The organism is Caulobacter sp. ErkDOM-E, from assembly GCF_048541895.1.
Classification (GTDB): Bacteria; Pseudomonadota; Alphaproteobacteria; order Caulobacterales; family Caulobacteraceae; genus Caulobacter.
The window spans coordinates 1,370,800-1,390,803 of record NZ_CP183331.1; the positions used below are offsets into that span (position 1 = coordinate 1,370,800).

Annotated in this window: 21 protein-coding genes, 1 tRNA gene and 2 pseudogenes; 8 read left to right on the forward strand and 16 right to left on the reverse strand. The window is 67.5% G+C overall.

Going from position 1 to position 20,004, the window contains the following annotated elements:
• Window position 1 precedes the first annotated feature (1 nt).
• Complete coding sequence (locus ACN2C7_RS06720) at window positions 2-859, reverse strand: acyl-CoA thioesterase (protein ID WP_419320645.1); 858 nt, start codon at window positions 857-859, stop codon at window positions 2-4.
• 200 nt (window positions 860-1,059) lie between these two features.
• Between ACN2C7_RS06720 and ACN2C7_RS06725 the strand changes: the two genes are divergently transcribed.
• Both ACN2C7_RS06725 and ACN2C7_RS06730 read left to right on the forward strand, forming a co-directional pair.
• Window positions 1,060-2,733 (forward strand): flavin-containing monooxygenase, encoded by a 1,674-nt coding sequence (locus tag ACN2C7_RS06725; RefSeq protein WP_419320646.1) that lies wholly within the window; start codon window positions 1,060-1,062, stop codon window positions 2,731-2,733.
• Window positions 2,734-3,141: 408 nt separating this feature from the next.
• Entirely contained in the window at window positions 3,142-3,906 is a 765-nt protein-coding gene (locus ACN2C7_RS06730) for a DUF2189 domain-containing protein (protein ID WP_419320647.1), read from the forward strand.
• Window positions 3,907-4,396: 490 nt separating this feature from the next.
• On the opposite strand, the gene ACN2C7_RS06735 is transcribed toward ACN2C7_RS06730, so the two are convergent.
• A tRNA-Ser gene (locus tag ACN2C7_RS06735) sits at window positions 4,397-4,486 on the reverse strand.
• Between the two features lie 152 nt (window positions 4,487-4,638).
• Here ACN2C7_RS06735 and msrA point away from each other — a divergent pair.
• Both msrA and ACN2C7_RS06745 read left to right on the forward strand, forming a co-directional pair.
• On the forward strand, window positions 4,639-5,292 hold the full coding sequence (msrA, locus tag ACN2C7_RS06740; protein WP_419320648.1) for a peptide-methionine (S)-S-oxide reductase MsrA: 654 nt from the start codon (window positions 4,639-4,641) through the stop codon (window positions 5,290-5,292).
• The gene (locus ACN2C7_RS06745) at window positions 5,289-5,639 is read left to right on the forward strand and encodes an MmcQ/YjbR family DNA-binding protein (RefSeq protein WP_419320650.1); all 351 of its coding nucleotides are present in this window, start codon (window positions 5,289-5,291) and stop codon (window positions 5,637-5,639) included. Before msrA ends, ACN2C7_RS06745 begins: the two co-directional genes overlap by 4 nt.
• Here ACN2C7_RS06745 and ACN2C7_RS06750 read toward each other — a convergent pair.
• The 4 genes from ACN2C7_RS06750 to ACN2C7_RS06765 form a co-directional block, all read right to left on the reverse strand.
• Window positions 5,636-6,385 (reverse strand): DUF599 domain-containing protein, encoded by a 750-nt coding sequence (locus ACN2C7_RS06750; protein ID WP_419320652.1) that lies wholly within the window; start codon window positions 6,383-6,385, stop codon window positions 5,636-5,638. The two genes, ACN2C7_RS06745 and ACN2C7_RS06750, sit on opposite strands and share 4 nt — an antisense overlap.
• Window positions 6,386-6,424: 39 nt before the next feature.
• Window positions 6,425-7,729, reverse strand: a complete 1,305-nt coding sequence (locus tag ACN2C7_RS06755; RefSeq protein ID WP_419320654.1) for an MFS transporter — start codon at window positions 7,727-7,729, stop codon at window positions 6,425-6,427.
• A gap of 90 nt (window positions 7,730-7,819) precedes the next feature.
• Complete coding sequence (locus ACN2C7_RS06760) at window positions 7,820-7,975, reverse strand: DUF3309 family protein (protein WP_419320656.1); 156 nt, start codon at window positions 7,973-7,975, stop codon at window positions 7,820-7,822.
• A 100-nt stretch (window positions 7,976-8,075) separates the two neighbouring features.
• Entirely contained in the window at window positions 8,076-8,459 is a 384-nt protein-coding gene (locus tag ACN2C7_RS06765; protein ID WP_419320657.1) for a DUF983 domain-containing protein, read from the reverse strand.
• A 257-nt stretch (window positions 8,460-8,716) separates the two neighbouring features.
• On the opposite strand from ACN2C7_RS06765, the gene ACN2C7_RS06770 reads away from it, so the two are divergent.
• Complete coding sequence (locus ACN2C7_RS06770) at window positions 8,717-8,872, forward strand: hypothetical protein (protein ID WP_419320659.1); 156 nt, start codon at window positions 8,717-8,719, stop codon at window positions 8,870-8,872.
• A gap of 5 nt (window positions 8,873-8,877) precedes the next feature.
• Here ACN2C7_RS06770 and ACN2C7_RS06775 read toward each other — a convergent pair whose 3' ends face one another.
• The 7 genes and pseudogenes from ACN2C7_RS06775 to ACN2C7_RS06805 form a co-directional block, all read right to left on the reverse strand.
• The gene (locus tag ACN2C7_RS06775; protein WP_419320661.1) at window positions 8,878-9,015 is read right to left on the reverse strand and encodes an entericidin A/B family lipoprotein; all 138 of its coding nucleotides are present in this window, start codon (window positions 9,013-9,015) and stop codon (window positions 8,878-8,880) included.
• A gap of 81 nt (window positions 9,016-9,096) precedes the next feature.
• A complete protein-coding gene (locus ACN2C7_RS06780; protein WP_419320663.1) occupies window positions 9,097-9,696 on the reverse strand; it encodes a beta/gamma crystallin family protein in 600 nt (199 codons plus the stop codon).
• A gap of 1,024 nt (window positions 9,697-10,720) precedes the next feature.
• A pseudogene (locus tag ACN2C7_RS06785) lies at window positions 10,721-10,906 on the reverse strand (hypothetical protein); the annotation flags it as partial.
• Window positions 10,907-10,929: 23 nt separating this feature from the next.
• Window positions 10,930-11,349 carry a hypothetical protein gene (locus tag ACN2C7_RS06790; RefSeq protein ID WP_419320665.1) on the reverse strand — a complete coding sequence of 140 codons (420 nt, stop codon included), beginning with the start codon at window positions 11,347-11,349 and terminating at the stop codon, window positions 10,930-10,932.
• Window positions 11,350-11,432: 83 nt separating this feature from the next.
• On the reverse strand, window positions 11,433-13,535 hold the full coding sequence (locus ACN2C7_RS06795; protein WP_419320666.1) for an acylase: 2,103 nt from the start codon (window positions 13,533-13,535) through the stop codon (window positions 11,433-11,435).
• A gap of 88 nt (window positions 13,536-13,623) precedes the next feature.
• Window positions 13,624-14,244, reverse strand: a complete 621-nt coding sequence (locus ACN2C7_RS06800; RefSeq protein WP_419320667.1) for a glutathione S-transferase family protein — start codon at window positions 14,242-14,244, stop codon at window positions 13,624-13,626.
• Between the two features lie 3 nt (window positions 14,245-14,247).
• Window positions 14,248-14,415: a hypothetical protein gene (locus ACN2C7_RS06805; protein ID WP_419255815.1), complete on the reverse strand. Its 168-nt coding sequence runs from the start codon at window positions 14,413-14,415 to the stop codon at window positions 14,248-14,250.
• 81 nt (window positions 14,416-14,496) lie between these two features.
• Between ACN2C7_RS06805 and ACN2C7_RS06810 the strand changes: the two genes are divergently transcribed.
• Both ACN2C7_RS06810 and ACN2C7_RS06815 read left to right on the forward strand, forming a co-directional pair.
• Window positions 14,497-15,033: a hypothetical protein gene (locus ACN2C7_RS06810; RefSeq protein ID WP_419320669.1), complete on the forward strand. Its 537-nt coding sequence runs from the start codon at window positions 14,497-14,499 to the stop codon at window positions 15,031-15,033.
• A 53-nt stretch (window positions 15,034-15,086) separates the two neighbouring features.
• A complete protein-coding gene (locus tag ACN2C7_RS06815) occupies window positions 15,087-15,911 on the forward strand; it encodes a DUF3883 domain-containing protein (RefSeq protein ID WP_419320670.1) in 825 nt (274 codons plus the stop codon).
• On the opposite strand, the gene ACN2C7_RS06820 is transcribed toward ACN2C7_RS06815, so the two are convergent.
• On the reverse strand, window positions 15,908-17,515 hold the full coding sequence (locus ACN2C7_RS06820; protein WP_419320671.1) for a GMC family oxidoreductase: 1,608 nt from the start codon (window positions 17,513-17,515) through the stop codon (window positions 15,908-15,910). The two genes, ACN2C7_RS06815 and ACN2C7_RS06820, sit on opposite strands and share 4 nt — an antisense overlap.
• Before the next feature lie 201 nt (window positions 17,516-17,716).
• On the opposite strand from ACN2C7_RS06820, the gene ACN2C7_RS06825 reads away from it, so the two are divergent.
• Window positions 17,717-18,196: a hypothetical protein gene (locus tag ACN2C7_RS06825; RefSeq protein WP_419320672.1), complete on the forward strand. Its 480-nt coding sequence runs from the start codon at window positions 17,717-17,719 to the stop codon at window positions 18,194-18,196.
• 117 nt (window positions 18,197-18,313) lie between these two features.
• Here ACN2C7_RS06825 and ACN2C7_RS06830 read toward each other — a convergent pair.
• Both ACN2C7_RS06830 and ACN2C7_RS06835 read right to left on the reverse strand, forming a co-directional pair.
• Window positions 18,314-18,652 (reverse strand): annotated as a pseudogene (locus tag ACN2C7_RS06830) (hypothetical protein); the annotation flags it as partial.
• A gap of 300 nt (window positions 18,653-18,952) precedes the next feature.
• Entirely contained in the window at window positions 18,953-19,765 is an 813-nt protein-coding gene (locus ACN2C7_RS06835) for a hypothetical protein (RefSeq protein ID WP_419320674.1), read from the reverse strand.
• Window positions 19,766-20,004: the final 239 nt, after the last annotated feature.

The window sequence follows — 20,004 nt, forward strand, 5'->3', positions numbered from 1 at the left end:
GTCAGCGCGGGCGCGGCGGCCAGGCGTTCATCGACTGGCCGCCGATCGCCATGAGCTCGCCGGTTCGGGCGAACAGGCGGATGTCGCCATGGGCGAATCCCGAGCGGATGCCCTGGATCCGGGCGTCGCAGAGGATCCAGTCGGTCTCGACGCGACGCACCACCCGCAGTGTGTTGTCCAGGCTGACGCCGCCCAGGCCGCCGCCGAGCGCCTTGCTCAGCGCATAGGGCGTGAAGTCCGCGAACAGGGCCAGCACGCTAATATCCATCGGAAGGTCCTTGCGCGCCCGCATCCAGAAGACCGCTCGCCCGCTGTCGGCCAGCCGCCCGGTCGGCTCGGCTTCCGCGAACGCGCCGGGTGCGATGCGCATCTCCAGGGTCTCCAGCAGTGTGCCGGGCTCCTGGCCATGAGGCCAAAGCTTCGCCGTCTCGCAGGCCTCGGGCGGGGGAACCTCCGGAGCGTGATCCCAGGCATGGTCCAACGGCTCGTCGCGCACGCCCAGCGCCGCCGAGGCCAGGAAGATTTCCCGATCGTCCACGCGCCCAACGACGCGCGCCTGCAAGATCGTCCGTCCGGGCCCGGGGACCTCGACGCCCAGTTCCAGGACTTCGCCGGGGCGGAGGGGGCCGAGGAACTGGATCGTCGACCAGATGACCGGGCGCTGGAGATGGTCTTCCAGCACCGCCAAGGCCGAGCCGAAAAGCACGCCGCCGAAGACGAAGACATTGCCGGGCGGACCGACGCACAGGCGTTTGTCGGCCTTCAGGGTCTGGCGGGGAGAGCCTATCTCCGCCTCGAAGCGCATCAGGCGCGAGGGCGGTTCGCTGAGGGCCGTCGCCGCAGTGGTCTCGTCGTTCATGTGTCTCCCCTCGCGGGGCCCCTGGGCCGTGGTCACAGATCGGCGCGCCAAGCCATGCGTCAGGTCCGGGATTCTGATCAAGGCGCGGCGGGCATGGCTCCTCAACAGACACATCCGTGATGTTCGCGCGCCAAGGACCCCGCCACTGGCACGGCCTGGGTCCGGGCCGCAACAAGAGGACGTCCATCAGGGAGATCGCCATGACCGCGTTGCCGCAGCCGACCCCAAGCCAACAGCCGACCCGAATCGACGCTCTCGTGATCGGCGCCGGCTTTGGCGGCATGTACGCCGTTCACAAGCTGAGCAGCATGGGCCTGAGCGTCAGGGGCGTCGAGGCCGGCGGCGACGTCGGCGGGGTCTGGTACTGGAACCGCTATCCGGGCGCTCGCTGCGACCTGATGAGCCTAGACTACTGCTACTCGTTCTCTTCGGAAATCGAGCAGGAATGGACCTGGAGCGAACAGTTCGCCGCCCAGACCGAGATCCTGGCCTACGCCAACTTCGTCGCCGATCGCCTGGACCTGCGCCGCCATTTCCTGTTCGAGACCTGGGTCACGGGCGCGGCCTATGACGAGGACGCCAATGTCTGGCGCGTCACCACCGACGATGGCCGCGTCTTCGAAGCGACGTACTGCGTGATGGCGTCCGGCCCGCTGTCGATCCCCAAGGGCGTTCCGTTCGACGGCGCCGAGGACTTCAAGGGCGAAATCCTGCTCGCCGCCAAGTGGCCGCATACGCCGGTCGGCTTCGAAGGCAAGCGGGTCGGCCTGGTCGGCACGGGTTCGACAGGCATTCAGATCGTGCCGGAGGTCGCCAGGACAGCCGGAACGCTGACGGTTTTCCAGCGCACCCCCAGCTTCACCCTGCCGATGCGCAACGTGGCTCTGGAACCGGAGTACGTCGCCGAACTCAAGCGCAACTACGCGGGTATCCGGCAGGTCGCCCGCAACAGCCCGCTCGGCGGCGTTCGTCCGCAATCAACCCGGCCGTTCTTCAGCGTCACCTCCGAGCAGCGCCGCGCGCTGATGGAGGATTCCTGGGCGCGGGGCGGCCTGTCCTTCCTGGGCACGTTCTCGGACCTTCTGGTCAATGCCGAGGCCAACGAACAGGTCGCCGACTTCGTCCGTGGAAAAATCAGCGAGGTCGTCGCCGATCCTGTGACCGCCGAGAAGCTGAAGCCGCGCGGCTACCCGATCTTCGCGCGCCGTCCGTGTCTCGATACTCAATACTACGAGACCTTCAACCTGCCGCACGTGACCCTGCACGACTGTCTGGAAAGCCCGATCATCAAGATCACCCCGGCGGGTCTGCTCACGGCCACGGGCGAGGTGGAGCTGGACACGCTGATCTTCGCCACCGGCTATGACGGTCTGACGGGCGCGCTTCTGAACTTCGACGTGGTGGGTCGGGGCGGGGTCCAGTTGCGCGACAAGTGGCGCGACGGCGCCTCGTCGCATCTGGGCCTGATGATCTCGTCGTTCCCGAACCTGTTCCTGGTCTGCGGGCCCAACGGTCCGGCGGCGCTCGCCAACATCATCACTCTGGACCAGCAGAACATCGACTGGATCGCCGACGCGATCACCCACATGCGCCAGCAGGGCCTGGCCAGCATCGAGCCGACCGAAGGGGCCCAGCAGGCGTGGATGGAGACCGTCTACGGTCTGGCCGGGCTGACGCTCGTTTCCAAGGCCAACACCTGGTACGTGGGCGGCAACATCAGCGGCAAGCCGCGCGGGCTGAGCATGTATACCGGCGGCTTCCAGCGCTACACGGAAGCCTGCCGGCTGGCCGCCGAGAACGGCTACACCGACTTCGTGTTCAAGAAGGAGGCCGCGCAGCAGGCGGCCAGGAGTCCTGAGGCGGTGAGGGGGTAGCGCCGCCGCGAACTCGGGGTTCCGGGGGCAATGATCAAGCGCTGAGTTTAGCCGAGTCGCGGAAGCTCAAGGTGACGCGGACATAGAGTCAGACCGCGTGGCGGATCACCTCGGGCGGAAACCGATGACGCTTGAAGGACAGGGCGCCCATCGCGCGCTCCTGCCCGCCGCACCACGCCGCGTCGCGCCCAGGCGCCGCGTCGCGCCCAGGCGCCGCGTCGTGACCCGGTTAAGCTGACAACACCCCAGCGGCGGGCCGGGCGCATGGGTCTGGCCGGCGAAGGCGGGCTTCTGGTCCGGCGGGCGGAATTGAGGCGGCCCGAAAGTCATTCCGATGCTTGCCAGCGTTGCGGATCGGCGACATCCTTCCGGCTCAGAAACTATCCTCAAAGGCGACCGGAACCCATCATGGACGCACCTCGGAGGCTGCCGGCCATCAAGACGATAGGCCTTTCGGCGCCTTTCGGCTGGCTGGCCGAAGGCTGGGGGGAGCTGATGAAAGCGCCAGCGCCGCTATTGGTTTACGGTCTCGGCGTCGCGGCCGCGAGTTTCGCGCTGTGTTACGGCGTCTATGCCACCAATGGCGCATTCTGGGTCCTCGCCCTGACCGCCGGGTTCGTCATCGTCGCCCCGATCCTGGCCATGGGCCCCTATGAAGCCGGCCGACGGATCGAACGGGGAGAGCGACCCGGCCTGATGCAGATCCTTTTCGTCCGGTCGGCCTTTCGCCAGGACGTCGCCTATCTCAGCCTGCTTCTGGTGCTGATCTATTTCTTCTGGGGTCGGATCGCCCAGATCGTCTACGGCCTGTCGACCTATCAGAGCCACCCCAGCGTGGACGCCCTGGTGGCCTTTGCCCTGGGCTCCAGTGACGGGCGGGTGATGCTGCTGACCGGAACCTTGACCGGCGGGGCCCTGGCCTTCGTGACCTACGCCCTGATGGTCGTATCCGCGCCGATGCTGCTCGACCCCCGGGCCAGCGTTTTCGAGGCGGTGGCGACCAGCGTGCGCGCCGTCAACGCCAACTTCTTCCCGCTGCTGCTCTGGGCGGGGATCATCGCCGCTCTCCTTGTGCTCTCCGCCGCGACGGGATTTCTCGCCCTGGTCTTCGTCTTTCCCTGGCTGGGCCTCGCCAGTTGGCGCGCCTATCGCAGCCTTGTGGATGACAACTGACGGCCCGTTGGTGCTGTCAGCTCTACGCCGTCCGTACTGGACGTCGGGACTGACACGGTTCGGTGCGGTGGGCAGGAGCGCGCCATGCGTGTCTGGAGCGAAGCCGTGGCCGTACAAAGATTATCTCTCGCGATTGGATCCCGGCCAGCCAGGTTGACCTGACAACGCCGGCTCGCCTTGGAGCGGCGCCGATAGGTGCGCGCGTGCCTTGTCGAATTCATCGTCGAGCGCCTGCCACATGCGTGGATGCAGCTTTTTAGCTTCTCTCGGAGAAGCGGGCGCCAAGGGCTCGAACAATCTCTCTTCGGCCGAAGTGGGCCGGCAGACCGAAAGGTATAACTCGACGGGTTGAGCGCCGGCCATTTCGCCGTATGAGCCCTGTGAGCATGTCCGCCTGCGCTGTTCCAAGCGTAACAGACACAGAGCGCTTCGGCATTGTAAGGGATTGATTTTCCGGCTTTCCCTTGCAGATCAAGGGCCGGTGGGTGCGTGGCGGTGAGAGAGGGATTCGAACCCTCGTTAGGCTTTCACCTAAACACGCTTTCCAAGCGTGCGCCATCAACCACTCGGCCACCTCACCATGCGCACGGAATCGGGAGCGGTTGAGGCCCCCCTTCGCAGGAAGGCGCGCAATATACTCATGGGGCTTTCCGGGGCAAGCGCTCATGAGGGATGAAATGTGCGCCGGGAGCACATATATCGGCTGAGACCCTTTCCCGCCGAGGCCCCGCCATGCTGTTCGCCAAGAAGTCCCTGGATCTGCCGACCGTCGACAGCGCCCTGCCGGGCCGCGAGGCGGCGATCCCGACCGCGCAGACCCATTTCATCAACGGCCATGCGCTGAAGGGGCCCTATCCCGACGGCATGGAGACCGCCGTGTTCGCCATGGGCTGTTTCTGGGGCGTGGAGCGGATCTTCTGGAAGGTCCCTGGCGTCCATGTCACCGCCGCCGGTTACGCGGCAGGCGTGACGCCCAACCCGACCTATCAGGAGGTCTGCAGCGGCGGCACCGGTCATACCGAGGTGGTGCTGGTGGTGTTTGATCCCAAGGCGGTCAGCTACGAGACCCTGCTCAAGACCTTCTGGGAAAACCACGATCCCACCCAGGGCATGCGCCAGGGCAATGACATCGGCACCCAGTATCGCTCGGGCATCTATGTCACCAGCGACAGTCAGGCCGCTGCGGCCGCCGCGTCGAAGGAAACCTATGGCCAGGCCCTGGCCGGCAAGGGTCTTGGGGCGATCACCACCGAGATCGCCGCCGCCGGGCCGTTCTATTTCGCCGAGGACTATCACCAGCAGTACCTGGCCAAGAACCCGGGCGGCTATTGCGGCATCGGCGGCACCGGCGTGACCTGCCCGATCGGTGTGGGCGTCGAGGCTTGAGCCCTGAGGATTTCGACCACGCCTGTCGAGCCCTGCCGGCCGTGACCATGGACCGGCCCTGGGGCTCCGATCAGGTCTACAAGGTCGGCGGCAAGATGTTTGCGGTGATCGGCGACGCGGTCGCGCAGGGCGGCGTGTCGTTCAAGGTCTCCGACGTTGCCTTCGAGGTTCTGATCGAGACCGGTCGGGCGATCCCCGCCCCGTATCTGGCCCGCGCCAAATGGGTGAAGTTCCACGAACTTGGCGCGCTGGATGACGCGGAGGTCGCCGATTGGCTGAAATCCGCCCATGGTCTGGTCGCGGCCAAGCTGACGAAGAAGGTCCGGGCCGAACTGGGCCTGGCCTAAATTGTATCGACCGGCGGGTCTTTCTCGGCGTGCTTCAGATGTGGGCCGTGCACCACCGGCTGACGTTCCAGGATCTGTCTGACCTTGCGCACCGCCGATGAGGCTTGGCTGCGGCGCTGACGCCAGAGCAGCAGGGCCAGGGCGCCCAGGGTGGCGGCGATGAAGGCGTAGGGTCCCAGCAACCAGGCGGCGCCGGCCAGGGCGAAATAATAGCCGCGCACCCCGGCGTTGAAGGCCGAAAGGGCCGGGTTCAGGATGCCGCCCGTGGCCTCGGCATATTCCGCCAGGGTGGAGGGCGAGGCCCACATCGGCGTGGCCCCGATAGCGGCCAGGCAGTAGTTCATCTGACGAATGGCCCAGATGAAGTCGAGCAGGCCGCGCGCCAGGGCAAACAGCACCAGACCCAGCTTGAGCTCGAACAGGGTCTGGTTGGCCGGGGCCAGAACGGCCAGGCCTTCAATGCTCTTCAGCGCCGTGTCGCCGCCAAACAGCACCCCCGCCGCAGCCGCGATCAGGATCAGGTTGGACGAGGCGAAAAAGCTGGCCGAGTTGATGGCGTGGCCCAGCAGCTGGCCATCCAGCAGGGCGATCTCGCGCACCGCCATCTCCTGCATCCAGCGCCGACGGATGACCGTCATGTCGGTATTGATCAGGTTGCCGCCTTCGCCCAGCCGCTTGAGCAGCGGCTCATAGAACAGCCAGGCGAACATGAAGAGGGCGAGGGCGGCGATGTCGATGATCGGCATGACGGGAGTCTATGGCTGGAGCGGATTCGACGAAAGAACTCAGTCCTCAAGAATTCGGCTGTGCTTGCCGCTGTCGCGCAGGGCGAGGGCGATCAGCGCGCCCATGGCCATCATGCCGGCCAGATAGATGTAAAAGCCGCTCTCCATGCCGATGCTCTTGAACCACAGGGCGACGAACTCGGCCGTGCCGCCGAACACCGCATTGCCGAGGGCGTAGGGCAGGGCGACGCCCAGGGCGCGGACATGGGTGGGGAACAGCTCGGCCTTCACCACGGCGCTGATCGACGTATAGGCCGACTGCACCACCAGGGCGGCGAAGATCAGCAGGAAGGCCACCACCGGGTCGGTCGCGCCGGCCACCAGGGTGAAGATCGGCCAGGCGATGACCGCGCCGACCGAGAAGGCAAAGACCAGCATGCGCCGTCGGCCCAGCCTGTCGGACATCCAGCCAAACAACGGCTGGATCAGCATGAAGCCCACCAGCGTGGCCAGGTTCACGGCCCCGGCCACCTCCTTGGAGAAGCCCGTCGTATTGGTCAGGAACTTCAGCATGTAGGTCGTGTAGGCATAGAAGGCGAGCGAGCCGGCGGCGGTCAGGCCGATGATCGCAAGGGCCTCGCGGGGGTGCTCGGTGAACATCGCCAGGGTGTTGGCCTTGGGCGCGCCTGCAGCCTTGGCGTTGGTGTAGGACTGCGACTCCTCCAGCCCGCTGCGGATCCAGAACACGACCACCGCCAGGGCGGCGCCGATGAAGAACGGGATGCGCCAGCCCCAGGCCGAAAGTTCCGCAGGCTCCAGCGTGTTTTGCAGGATCACCAGCACCAGGGCCGCAACCAGCTGGCCCATGATCAGGGTCACATACTGGAAGCTGGACCAGAAGCCGCGGCGCTTCTTGCCGGCCATCTCGCTCATATAGGTGGCGCTGGCCCCGTATTCGCCGCCGACCGACAGGCCCTGCAGCACGCGGGCGGCCAGCAGTATGGCCGGAGCGGCGGCGCCGATCTGGTCGAAGCCGGGGGTGATGGCGATGATCAGCGAGCCCAGGCTCATCAGGCCCACGGCCAGGGTCAGGGCGGCGCGGCGGCCGGCGCGGTCGGCATACAGGCCCATCAGCCAGGCCCCGACCGGACGGGCCAGGAAGCCCACGGCGAACACGGCGGCGGTCTTCATGAACTGGGCGGTCTGGTCGCCGTCCGGGAAAAACACCTTGGCGAAATAGATCGAGAAGGCGGCGTAGGCGAACCAGTCGTACCACTCGACCAGATTGCCCGCCGAGCCGCCCAGGATAGCGCGAGCCCGGGTCATGGGACTCATCGGTGTCGCCTCGGCGGCTTGCGTCGTCATGCCCAGATTCCCCCCGAGGCGTTGCGTGGGGACCTTAGGCGAAGCCTGGGCCGGACGCCAACCGCTGGTGGGCGGCGCCCGGCCAGAGCGCTAGAGGCGTCCCAGCAGGACCAGGATGATCAGGATCACCAGGATCAGGCCCAGGCCGCCGCTGGGGAAATAGCCCCACGACTTGCTGTGGCCCCAGGTCGGCAGGGCGCCGATCAGGGCCAGGATCAGGATGATGATGAGGATCGTGCCGAGCATGTCCGTTCTCCCGACACCGCGACCGTCGGCTTCAGCGCCGGGTCACCGTGTCGGAGGGAGAATGTATGGCGCCGCTTGTCGGTTCCGGTGAAGGTCGCGCTCAGTCGCCCGGCGCGTCCTGGGCCTTGCGCAGCTTGATGGCCCACAGCGCGCCGATCACCGCGCCCTTGACCCGCGGCAACAGCACCAGGGTCAGGGCGGCCAGCGGCAGCACCGTCAGCGGCAGGACCAGTCCCACGGGGGCCTTCCAGATGAACGGAAACAGCAGCAGCGGGGCCACGAACAGGTGGCCGATGATCAGGATGGTGAAATAGGCCGGGCCGTCATCGGCGGGATAGTCGGCCAGGTCGTGGCCACAGACCTCGCACTCGGGATCAACCTTCAGATAGCGCATGTACAGACGCCCGTCGCCGCAGTTGGGGCAGCGGTGCAGGAGGCCTCGCTTGAGGCCGGTCAGGAAGCTTGGGGCGGGTGTGCTCGACATGTCCGCAATATGCGCCCCCTGCGCGTGAGTTTAAAGAGTGACCTAGCGACGCATCGCTTAGTTAATTGGGGCTGAATATCGACATTATCAAGTATCGATATGGTCCAGTTCCTAACACGATCTGAACAAAATTGACGAGATCAGCATTTCGACTGTTCAGACCCTTGGTCAGTGGTCGGTCGGTTACGAGCACCCGGCGGCAACCCAAGCGATGGCTGCACGTTTCCACGGCGTGCTTGAAACGGAGTCAAACCGACATGCCGCAAGATGTCCCTCCCGCGCCGCCGCAGAACGATCACCCGCCCGCCGCCTCCCGCGCCGAACAGGCGGCGCGCAGGGCGACCGATCAGGAGATCGCGCCGCACGAAAAACAGGCCATCGCCATCGAGACGTCCCGTCAGGAAGACGCCTGACGCGGCTACTTCTTGACGTCGCGCGCGGTGTCGGTGACCGCGCGGCCGGCGGCCGAGACGTCCTTGCCCACGCCTTCGATGGTGTTGCCGGCCGAAACCAGCAGGGCGGCCGCCGCAGCGGCCAGGACGACGATCTTGCGCATGGTGAAGCTCCGTAAAATGGCGCGGGACCTTAGCCATGGCGCGCGCCGCCCATCAAGAGCGGCGCGGCCGGATGCGGGCCTTTAGCGCACCCGCCGGATCGAGCTGACGCGGTCGTTCAGGTTGCGATCAAACAGGCCTTCGTCGCGCGTCAGGATCCAGCAGCGGCCCTGATAGTTGGTATGCTCGCAGAGCTCCCATTCGCCGCGCATCACCTTGATCGACGAGGCGACGTCGTTGAACTTGATGGCCGTCAGGTCGGGCATGTCGCCGCGCACCTCATAGGCGGCGCCCTCATAGCCGGCGTGTTCGAACAGCACCGCGTCGGCGCGATAGGGGGAGCCGCCACCGCCCGGGCGTCCGCCGCCGCCGGGGAAGCCGCCACCGCCGCCGCCGCCGCCGCCCACCAGGCTCTGGCAGATCAGCCGGCCGTCGCCGGCATTGGCCAGGCCCTGGCTGTTGCAGTCGCGCAGATGGGCGCCGGTCCAGGTCCAGCGGCCGTCCTTCGTCTGGCAGCGCGCATAGACGTTGCCGCTGAAGGTCGTGATCTCGCGGCAGCTCTGCACATAGGAGCCGCGCGGCGGCTCCTGGTAAGGGCCGTTCCAGCTGGGCGCCTGGGCCTGGGCGGCCGCGCCGATGCAGGAGGCGACGCCGAAGGCGATCAGGCTGATGGTCTTGTGCATTGCGGTTTCCCCACGCTTTGAACTTTAGGCCGCCAGGCTAGGCCGTGCGGCTGAACCGTAGCTGAACGCCAGACGGGCGTTGCTGGCAAGGCCTCGGCGGACACGGCCTGGCGCCCTCGCGCGGAAACCGCCGAGTTGATGGAAAGGGTCGCGGAGCGTCCGGACCACGTCCGGATGAGAAATAGAGAATACCGTTTCGACGAAGCCGTCCGCTCCGCGTGGTCGTTATCCGTCAGCGTCCCAGCGGGTGGCCCAGTTGGGGCCTTACCGGAACTCGCCTGTCGGGTTTCCCCGGCAGAACGAAGGTCGGGGGGCGTGGGGCCAATTCTGACCAACACTCGCCTTGATCCCCATCCACGCCGACGGCGGGCGGGTCCTGCAACGCCAGGATCCCCGGACACGCTTCAGTATCCCCCTGAAGCCCAGTCCCGCTCGATCACCCCCCGCCGCCGCAATGGTCGCTGGCCTTGCGCCCTTTCCTCGCGACGAGGTGGGATGATTATGCGGCAGGTTTCAGCGCGTCTGATGGGCGCGATCAGGTTTTTTACAAGCGGTTGAATTCGCTCAGGTTTGATCTGGGGGGTGCGGGGATAAAGTACGGCCAATCCCCATAATCGACCGTCATTCCCGCCCTTGTGGCGGGAACCCCTCTGTCCGCCGCAGGTGCGGTAGGGGCGAAGTGCGCGCGCACTTCGCTGGCGCTTCACGGGTCAGCTGAAACAGGGGTTCCCGCCACAAGGGCGGGAATGACGGTGATTTATTGGAAAGGCCCCCCCTTCGCGCCGAAGGGAGCCACCCTTAAATCGCACGGCGAGACGATCGCCGGTCTGACCAGCTTGCTCAAGGCCGGCCCTGCGGGCCGCCGCGACGCGGCCGCCGGAGGCGGGCCTTGACCAACCTGGACAGACCGGCACGCTGTAGCCTCCAGGAGATTTAAGGATGCGCGGGACGCGGGGCGTCTGCTTTCGTGAGGTAAGTCAAAGGTCGCTTTCGACCCGTTGCTGACCTAAATCCCTCTCCTTTAGGGAGAGGGAGGGGCCCGCCGCGAAGCGGTGGGAGGGTGAGGGGTTACGAGGCTTGACGGCGTGCCGGCACTCCGTCGAACGCCGTAACCCCTCACCCCAACCCTCTCCCTATGGGAGAGGGAGCAACACCCGCAAACCACCCTAAGCTGACGTTGGGATGATCCGGTTCTGGGCGGTGACCCGATTCCGCTCCCGACCCTGAGCGGACTCAGCGGGGCAAACGATCCGGGTCGCTCACAAGCTTGGTAGCTGTGACTTCCGCCGCTTTCTTCAGATCGGCTTTCACACGATCTGGCATTCGTGATGAAGGAATCTGTTGGACCGCCGCAATCAAGCCGTCCCGGACAGCCGCGATCCGCGTCTCGATGTCCGACGACATGAAGGCGGCATAGTCCACGTTATGGAAGGTCCAGAACTCTCCTGCCGAGCGCTTATTACTGGTGCCATTTGGAACGACGCCTCGGGCCGGATCGATGCACAAGAGGTTCAGCACGATGGTGTCGGGCTTTAAAAGCTCAGCCTTAGCGAAATCAAATTCAGACCCCATCGCGTAAGCGAACTCGTCCGCGAACAGGTTGAACCGTCGGCCAGCGCTTGCGTCGCCAGTTGGCATGAAATGGATCGGCATAACTTTTCCCCTCAACGCGAGGGTAGCGAGGCCAACGTCCGCAAACCACCCTAAGCTGACCTTCAAACCGTCCGCTACGAAGCCTACCGCCCCCCCGGCCGGTAATCCTCCCGCACATTCCCCTTCAGCTGCGCCTCGGTGAACAGCACCGGCCGGGTCTTCATCGCCACGAACAGCGGCGTCTGGTCGGCATAGTGCTTTGACCCCGTATCCAAAGTCGCTGAGCCAAACTGGTGGATGCTGTCGGACGACAGTTTCCCGTTCCGGTCCCAGGTGACGAACATGATGAAGGTGTCGCCGCCGTCGGCGGTCGTCGTGCCGTCCTTCTGCGGGATGCCCCACACCGAGCGATAGGTGTCGGCGGCGCCGTCGATGGGCAGGTCCACCTTGCCGCGACGGATGCGGTTGACCTGGCCCCATTCGGGGTCGAGCCGGCCGAAATGGGTCTTCAGGGTGGTGATGGCGGCCTTCAGCGTGTCCATCGGGGCGGGCTCGGGCTCGCCGCTGGTGCGGGCGAACAGGATCGGCTGGCTCATCAGCGCCGCCAGGGCCGCGCCGCGATTCTTGGCGTCGGTGCGGCGGTCCCAGCCCTTCAGGATCGCCTGGGCGGCGGCCAGGTCCTTGTCGCCCTTGGGATCGACGGCGGTGACCTTGGCGATCATCTCCGCCACGCTGGAGCGCTGGCTATAGGTCAGGTCGTACTTGTAGCGACGGAAGCTCTCGTCGGTGATCGCCGCATCGACCCCGACCGTCTCCTGCACCCGCAGGGCGCGGTTGGTCATGTTGGTCTGCAGGCCCATCGCGGCGGGGAAGTCGGCGGGTTTCAGGTTATCGGCCGGGGCGCTGGCCTCGAACGGGCTGTTGTTGGAGTTGAAGACAAAGCCTGACTTGGGATTCCACAGCTGCGGGCTCTGCTCGACCGGGCGATAGCCGTGCCAGATCAGGTCGGAGCGGTCGCCGGGCAGCATATTGGCCCAGTCGGCCTGCGCCGTGCGGTTGGGATACTGGCCGTTGTGCACGAAGCCGATGTTTCCGGCCGCGTCGCCATACACATAGTTGAGACTGGGCAGGGCGTGGGTGGCGATGGCCGCGCGCCATTCGGCCAGGTTGGTCGCCTTGCCCAGCTTCCAGTACTGCACCGGCTGGCGGTACTCGCCCATGCCGGCATAGCGGATGGCGAAGACGCCGGCCTTGGTCTCTAGCACCGGGCCGTGGACCGAGCGCAGCACCGCCTTGCGCACCGGCAGCACGATGGGGCCCCACAGCTTGACGCGCAGGATGGCGGTGGAGATCTCGAAGTCGCGCCAGGCGCCGTCCAGCCGGTACTGGTTCTTGTCCTGCGGATTGATGGTCAGGCGGTAGGTGTCGACCAGATCGGGCTTGGAGACTGTATTGGCCCAGCCCAGGGTGGCGTTGTGGCCATGCAGCATGAACGGCGAGCCGGGGAAGAAGCCGCCGGCCACGTGCCAGCCCTGGCCGCTCTGCACCACGGCCTCGTACCAGGCCACCGGGCCCGTATAGGGCTGGTGCGAATTGACCAGCAGGCGGGTGGCGCCGTCGGCATTGCGCGACGGGGCGATGGCCAGGCCGTTGGAGCCTTTCGGCGGGGGAGGGGGCGCGTCAGGGGCGGTGAGTTTCTTTAGCTCGCCGTCCAGGCCGTAGAAGAACGGCTGCTTGAAGACAAAGCCCGCCGCGATGTCCTTGCCGGTGACCGGCAGCAGGCCGGGCGTCACGACCTCGGGGTGCAGGGCGGCATAGTGATTGACGCCGTCGGCATAGGCCTGCAGCACGGCGCGCAACTCGGCGGGCAGCTTGCTGTAGTTGGCGTCCACCGTCGGCCAGACGCCCAGTAGCGAGACCACATAGTCGGTCGGGGCGGCCGAGGCGCCCTGGGTGCGGGCCAGCACGCCGCGGGTGGCCAGGGTCACGTCGCGCAGGGTGGGAAAGTCGTCCTCGCTCTGGGCGAAACCCAGGCCATAGGCGGCGTCGGCGTCGGTCTTGCCCAGGATGTGCGGCACGCCCCACTCGTCGCGGCGGATGCGGACATCATAGCGCTGGCCGGCCGCGATCAGGCCCGCCTTGTCCGGCGCCTTGGGCAGGCTGGCCCGGTCGATGACGATCAGGGTGACGGCCGCCAGCACCACAAGCGCCAGCAGTCCGCCGATCCCGCGCAGGATCCACCGCATCCAAGTCTCCCCGTCTTTTTTCGTTGCCGCGATCATGGGGGCAAGCGGCCGGGTAGGGGAAGGGCGACGTGGCGGAAGGGGTGCGGGTTCAGGGAACGTCGGGGCGCGCATGCGGCCCAAAGGCGGCGCGCTGGCGAAGCCGCGCCTCATAGGCCTGCACGGCCGGCAGGTCGGCGTGGTCGATCGGCGTCGCCGCCCAGCGGTGGGTCGACAGGCCCAGCACCACATCGGCCAGGGTGAAGGCCTCGCCGGCCGCATAGGCGCCGGTGGTCTCCAGCCGGCGCTCCAGAAGGGTCATGGCCCCGTTCCACGCCGCCGTGCTGGCCGCGATGCTGGCCGGATCGTCAAAGCCCGGCGCCTTGCGGCCCAGGGCCAGGAAGGCGTAGCGCCAGGCGCCGTTCAGCTCGGTGGCTTGCCAGTCCATCCACTGCTCCACCCCGGCCCGGCCGCGCGGATCGGCGGGCAGCAGGGCGCCGTCGCCGTGGCGGTGAGCCAGATAGCGGCAGATGGTGTTGCTCTCCCACAGCGGCCCCTGGTCGTCGACCAGCACCGGGATCAGGCCATTGGGGTTGAGCGCCAGGAACGCGGGATCGTCGGTGGGCGTAAAGCCCGCGCCCCAGTCCTCGCGCTGATAGGCCAGGCCCAGCTCGTCCAGCGTCCACAGCACCTTGCGGACATTGATCGACGAGCTCCGGCCCAGCACGCGCACCGGCTAGCGGCTCATCCAGGGCTTGGACTTGCCGGCCTGGACGCCGGCGGCCTGCTCGCGCTGGAACTTGCCGCCGCGCGGCGGCTTGGGCTTGGCGTCGATGGCGGCCTTCTTCAGGCGCAGGGCGCGCTGGATCGGGGTTTCGTTGGAAAGGTCGGGCGTATCGGTCATGACGGCGCCTATAGCACAATCTGCGGCGGGGAGGCGCGCATCCGCCTTGAGAACGCCGCGCTTGGCGGTCAAGCTGGCTGCATGATCCTTCGCGCCCTCGCCCTGACCGTTCTTCTCGCCAGCGCCTCTGGCGCGACCGCCCAGGTTCGTGAGGAGCCGACCGCCGTCTCGCCGGTCACGGTGATGCCGCCGACCCTGCCGCCCAAGGTGGTGGCCACCTATCCGGCCCAGGGCGAGACCATCGCCCCCGGCGTGCTCATCGTGAAGGTCGCCTTCGACCAGAAGATGAACCCCAGGGCCTGGAACTATGGCGTCGCGGAGGGCGGCGAGCCGCTCGAATGCATCAAGACGCCCCGGCTGCTCAACGACCAGAAGACCTTCGTCCTGCTGTGCCGGGTGCTGTCCAACCGCACCTACAGGGTCGCCCTCAATGGCGAGCGGGCCGGGGGCTTCGCCAATCTCGGCGACAACCCCGCCGAGCCCCTGGTCCTGACCTTCCAGGTGGTGCGCGGCGAGCCGGTCACCTCGATCGCCCGCGCCCTGAAGGCGGCGGGCCTGAAGTCCGACGAGGAACCCATCGCCGAGGCGCCCAAGCCGCCGGTTCGCCCTGCGCCTTAACTCAGGGCCAAGCTGTTGTGGCGCGACGCCCGCGCCTGAGGCATCGTCGCCGCGTGAGCGATGAGACACACAAGACCGGAGACTGGACCGAGGCCGACCTGGACCTCGTGGTCGGCGACTATTTCGTCATGCTGGCCAAGCAGTTAGCGGGCCAGGAGGTCAAGGCCGCCGGCCACCAGCGCGCCCTGCGATTCGTCACCGGCCGTCCCGGCGGAGCCATCGAGTTTCGCCAGCGCAACATCTCGGCCGCCCTCAGCCTGATCGGCGTGCCGATCCTGAAGGACTTCGCCCCGCGCTGGAAACTGCATGACCAGCTGATCGACGCCGTCGACCGCCAGCTTTCCGCCCGGCCCACCCTGATCGCCGCCGCCATGCGCCCGCCGGTGCTGTTCACGGCCCGCGAGCCGCTGCATCTGGTCGAGGGGCCGCCGCCCGCCTTCGAGCCCGAACAGCTGCAGCCCAGCCCCCGCGCCGAACAGCTGATCGCCAAGTTCGATCCCGCCGGCCGCGACCACGCCAACGGCCTGCTGGCCGAAGCCGGCCGCGCCGCCGTCCTGGCCTTCGAGCAGCGCCGCCTGCGCGAGCACGGCCGCCCCGACCTGGCCGACCAGGTCCGCCCGGCCCGGCCGCCCGTCGACCTTGCGGGCCACGACATCCTCAGCTTCAAGCCCACCGGCGAAGAGCGCCTGATCGTGGTCAAGACCACCACCGGCGGCGTCGGCACGCCCATGGCCCTGACCGACGCCGAAGACGCCCTGTGGACCACCCGCCCCGACGTCTTCCGCCTGTATCGCCTCTATGACCTGGGCCGCGAGCTGCGGTTCTACAAGCTGCGGCCGCCCCAGGCCGCCCCGCCTGTCGAGGCCGAAGCGGTCTAGCGCGCGTCCTCCAGGATCATCCGCGCGGCCTTTTCGGCGATCATCAGCGTGGGAGAATTGGTGTTGCCCGAGACGATGGCCGGCATCACCGAGGCGTCGGCGACCCGCAGGCCCGCCACCCCCAGCACCCGCAGGCGCGCATCGACCACGGCCGTTGGATCGGCGGCCAGGCCCATCTTCGCCGTCCCCACGGGGTGGAAGATCGTCGTGCCCAGCTGCCGCGCCGCCGCCAGCAGTCCGGCGTCGTCATCGACCGCCGGCCCCGGGCTCATCTCATCGGGGCCAAAGCAGGCCAGCGGCGGCTGGGCGACGATGCGGCGGATCAGGCGCAGGGAGTCGACGGCCACCCGCTCGTCCTGCGCCGTCGACAGATAGTTGGGCTGGATCAACGGCGCGGCGGCCGGATCAGGACTGCCCGCATGGATGCTCCCCCGGCTGGAGGGTCGCAGGTTGCAGACGCTGATGGTGATGGCCGGGAACCGGTGCAGCGGCTCGCCGAACCGGTCCAGCGACAGCGGCTGGACGTGGAACTGCACATTGGGGGTCGTATAGTCCGGCGAGGTCCTGGCGAAGGCTCCCATGTGCGACGGCGCCATCGACATCGGCCCGCGTCGCAGGACCGCATATTCCAGCGCCATCAGCGGCCGCCGCCACAGCGAGGCGTAGTGGGCATTGAGGGTCGCCACGCCCTTGACGCGATAGATCGGCCGGATCTGCAGATGGTCCTGCAGGTTCTCGCCCACGCCCGGCAGATGGCGATGGACGCTCAACCCCAGAGCCGCCAGCCGCGCGCCGTCGCCGACGCCCGACAACTCCAGCAGGTGAGGGCTGTTCACCGCCCCGGCGGTCAACACCACCTCGCCGCGACATCGCGCCTCGCGAGCCTCTCCGCCCTCGGTCCAGGCCACGCCCACGGCCCGGCCGTTCTCGAGGATCACCCGATCCGCCCGCGCCCCGGTGCGCAGCTCCAGATTGGGCCGCGACAGCACGGGTTTCAGAAACCCCCGCGCCGCGCTCCACCGCAGGCCGGCCCGCTGGTTGACGTTGAAATAGCCCGAGCCCGTATTGTCGCCGCCGTTGAAGTCGGGGCTGACGGGAATGCCCTCCAGCGCCGCCGCCTTGGCAAACGCGTCCAGCACCTTCCAGCGCATGCGCGGATGCTCCACCCGCCACTCGCCGCCCGACTGGTGATGCTCCGACGGCGGCGCGATATGGTCTTCCTGGGCCTTGAACAGCGGCAGGACGTCGTCCCACCCCCAGCCGGCCAGACCCCGCCGCCGCCAGCCGTCATAGTCGGCCGCCTGGCCGCGCATATAGATCATGGCGTTGATCGCCGACGATCCGCCGATCACCTTGCCGCGCGGATAGGCCAGGCTGCGGCCGTCCAGCCCCGGCACCGGCTGCGTGCGATACATCCAGTCCGAGCGCGGATTGCCGATCGCGAACAGATAGCCGACCGGGATGTGGAACCAGATCCAGTCGTCGCGATCACCGGCCTCCAGCACCAGCACCCGCCGCTGCGGATCGGCCGACAGCCGGTTGGCCAGCACGCAGCCGGCCGACCCCGCGCCGACGATGATGTAGTCATAGGTCTCGACCGCCACGGACTTGTCCCTCCCGTTGCCGGCAGTCGTGCCGCGATTTGAGCGCGGGCGCCAGCGGTCTGGATCCGGCCGCCGCCCGGTAGGCTTGCCTGCGACCCGGCAGATTGGCCCGATCTTGGGTGTGGCCGGATAAACGGCTAGGTTGCCGCCGCCATTGACCCTAGGGTCGTGGGCAGTGGCTCCCCGCGCGTGAGGTTGGCGATGTTCCTGCTTTTGCTTGCCCTGGCGCAAGGCCCTGCGCCGCAGGAGGCTCAGGCCGCTCTCCAGTCCTGCGAGATGACGGCCAAGGGCTGGGTGTGCCACTACCAGATCCCGTCGGTGACCGTGGTCCGCCCGATCGACGCGCCTTCGACCGACTCCACACCAGGCGAGGCTGCAAGCGCCGCGCCGCCGGCCAGCGCGGTCGCCCGGCCGTCCGCCGACACCGTCGAAAGCGCCGAGGCCGTGCGGCGGGCCCGGCTGATCGCCAATTGCGCCGACGCGACCTGGCTGTCGCTTTGTCTGCCGGCCGATCGCCGCGCGGCGCGGGTCCTGCGCGAGGAGGCCCAGGCTGCGGCGGCTCTGCGTGGCCGGGTCACGGCCCTGCTCAGCGAATCGCGGTGCGACGAGGCGGTCAAGACGGCCCTGGCCGGTGGCGACATGGCCCTGGCCCGCGAGGCCCGCGACTTCTGCAAGCCCTGATCCCCGTCCTGCTTACAGTCCTGTTTCCTGTCCTCATCCCGACGGTTGCGGCCAGAAAAAAAGGCGGGGTGTGAACCCCGCCTTTTCCAGTTCTGAATGCTGTTAGCCCTGCCGCCCTTAGGGGCGGACAGGCGCGCAGCGCACGCCGTCGGGGCAGCCGGTGAAGTGGATCTCGGGCGCATCGACCGTGACGGCCGACGGACGCACATGCACTTCCGGACGATGCAGATAGATCTGCGGCGCGGCGATGCGGATCGGCGGGGCGTCGACATAGACCGGCGGGCCCTGGATATCGATGCGGCCCGACGGCACGACCACCGGCTCGCCATAGACCCGAACGCCCGGCGCCGAGACGCGGATGTCGCCATAGGAAGAGGTCGGGCCATAGAAGACCACGGCCCGGGTGCACAGGCAGTCGATCGCAGGCATCGGCGACGGCGGCATCGGCGGCGACGGACGACGATAGTCTTCCGCGGCCGTGGCCGATCCGACGACAGCGCTGGCGCTCAGCATGGCCAGCAGGCCAGCGGCAAGTTTCAACTTCATTCCAGATCCCCTCATGAGCCCATCGACCCCGTTACATCCCGTCGCCCATGCTCCGGATCCTGCGTGGAAACCGGTCCGGAGGTAAAGCGGGTTAACCTTAACCGAACGCGGGTCGATGGTGTCGTGGTTTTCAACCCGCAGGGGAACATATTCTCACCCTGCGCAGGATCAGGCGCGCGTTCGCCGTCCCACGGACAGCCGAAAGCGCTTTCAGGTCCCGTGGCGGGCCGGCGAGGAGCCCGGGTCGCAGGTAATCTCGCGCCATTCAAAGCGGGCCGGACTGATCAGTCGCTGGCTGACCACCGTGCGGTAGTGCACCGGGCTGTCAAAGGTTTCGACCCGTGACGGGGTCACCAGAACCCGCACCGCCACCGTGCGATACTGGGCGGGGATTTCGCGGCGCGTCTCATGGCTTTCGCGGTCGATCACCTGACGGGTCACGGTCCGGATCTCGGCCGGCTCGCGGACCCGCACCTGACGGGCCGGGCTGACCATGACCTGCCGGGTCTCCAGGCGATATTCCGCCGGCACCTCGACCAGGCACAGGACCTCGCCGGTCGGGCTCATCATGGTCCGGCCCGGGGCGGTCTCGCGCCGGTCCAGCAGCATGCCGCGCCGCCACTCGGTATAGGCCTCACGCACCAGAACCTGCTCGGTCACGGTCTCATAGACGGCCGGAACGGTCTCGATCCGGGTCGATTCGGGCCGGACCACGACGGTTTCGGTGACCGTCCGCCAGGTGGCCGGCACGGTGACCCATTCGGTCCGCGCCGGCGTCACCAGCTCCTGGCGTTCCTCAAGGCGATAGACGGCCGGGATGATCCGGCTTTCGGTGCGGCTGGGCCGGTCGATCAGCTGCTCGACATAGGATTCGTAACGGGCCGGCGACATGACCTTTTCATAGCACTTGCCGGGCTGGGGATTGGGCGGGCAGTCATCGCCGCTGCCGGCCTGGCTGATATCCGCGCCGAGCACCGCCATCATCGCCAGGCTCGCCGCCGAGGCCCGCCACATCCCGCTCAACCTGCCCACCCGAACCCGACTCCCGCTACGCGCATTAACCAGACCCATTCAACACGGTCTGGGCGAAGCCGGCCCGGACTTTCTGCTCAGACGGGAAAAACGGTGGGGGAGGGTGGACTGGCCTGGGAAGACTTCATCGGGACGCCGGGCGCCAGACGGGGATTGCGGTGACCGTGCCGTCGGTTCCCGCCATGCGCCCTCGGCGACGCCCACAGGCAGCGCGCTCGGTGTCGGTTTGG

Bases quoted from the DNA above. Each gene is read 5' to 3' on its own strand.
- ACN2C7_RS06790 (WP_419320665.1), bottom strand. From the start codon at position 11,349: ATGCCGATCCATTTCATGCCAACTGGCGACGCAAGCGCTGGCCGACGG.
- ACN2C7_RS06725 (WP_419320646.1), top strand. From the start codon at position 1,060: ATGACCGCGTTGCCGCAGCCGACCCCAAGCCAACAGCCGACCCGAATC.
- ACN2C7_RS06780 (WP_419320663.1), bottom strand. From the start codon at position 9,696: ATGCACAAGACCATCAGCCTGATCGCCTTCGGCGTCGCCTCCTGCATC.
- ACN2C7_RS06770 (WP_419320659.1), top strand. From the start codon at position 8,717: ATGCCGCAAGATGTCCCTCCCGCGCCGCCGCAGAACGATCACCCGCCC.
- ACN2C7_RS06795 (WP_419320666.1), bottom strand. From the start codon at position 13,535: ATGCGGTGGATCCTGCGCGGGATCGGCGGACTGCTGGCGCTTGTGGTG.
- ACN2C7_RS06805 (WP_419255815.1), bottom strand. From the start codon at position 14,415: ATGACCGATACGCCCGACCTTTCCAACGAAACCCCGATCCAGCGCGCC.
- ACN2C7_RS06755 (WP_419320654.1), bottom strand. From the start codon at position 7,729: ATGACGACGCAAGCCGCCGAGGCGACACCGATGAGTCCCATGACCCGG.
- ACN2C7_RS06825 (WP_419320672.1), top strand. From the start codon at position 17,717: ATGTTCCTGCTTTTGCTTGCCCTGGCGCAAGGCCCTGCGCCGCAGGAG.
- ACN2C7_RS06750 (WP_419320652.1), bottom strand. From the start codon at position 6,385: ATGCCGATCATCGACATCGCCGCCCTCGCCCTCTTCATGTTCGCCTGG.
- ACN2C7_RS06765 (WP_419320657.1), bottom strand. From the start codon at position 8,459: ATGTCGAGCACACCCGCCCCAAGCTTCCTGACCGGCCTCAAGCGAGGC.
- ACN2C7_RS06720 (WP_419320645.1), bottom strand. From the start codon at position 859: ATGAACGACGAGACCACTGCGGCGACGGCCCTCAGCGAACCGCCCTCG.
- ACN2C7_RS06760 (WP_419320656.1), bottom strand. From the start codon at position 7,975: ATGCTCGGCACGATCCTCATCATCATCCTGATCCTGGCCCTGATCGGC.
- ACN2C7_RS06810 (WP_419320669.1), top strand. From the start codon at position 14,497: ATGATCCTTCGCGCCCTCGCCCTGACCGTTCTTCTCGCCAGCGCCTCT.
- ACN2C7_RS06775 (WP_419320661.1), bottom strand. From the start codon at position 9,015: ATGCGCAAGATCGTCGTCCTGGCCGCTGCGGCGGCCGCCCTGCTGGTT.
- ACN2C7_RS06730 (WP_419320647.1), top strand. From the start codon at position 3,142: ATGGACGCACCTCGGAGGCTGCCGGCCATCAAGACGATAGGCCTTTCG.
- msrA (WP_419320648.1), top strand. From the start codon at position 4,639: ATGCTGTTCGCCAAGAAGTCCCTGGATCTGCCGACCGTCGACAGCGCC.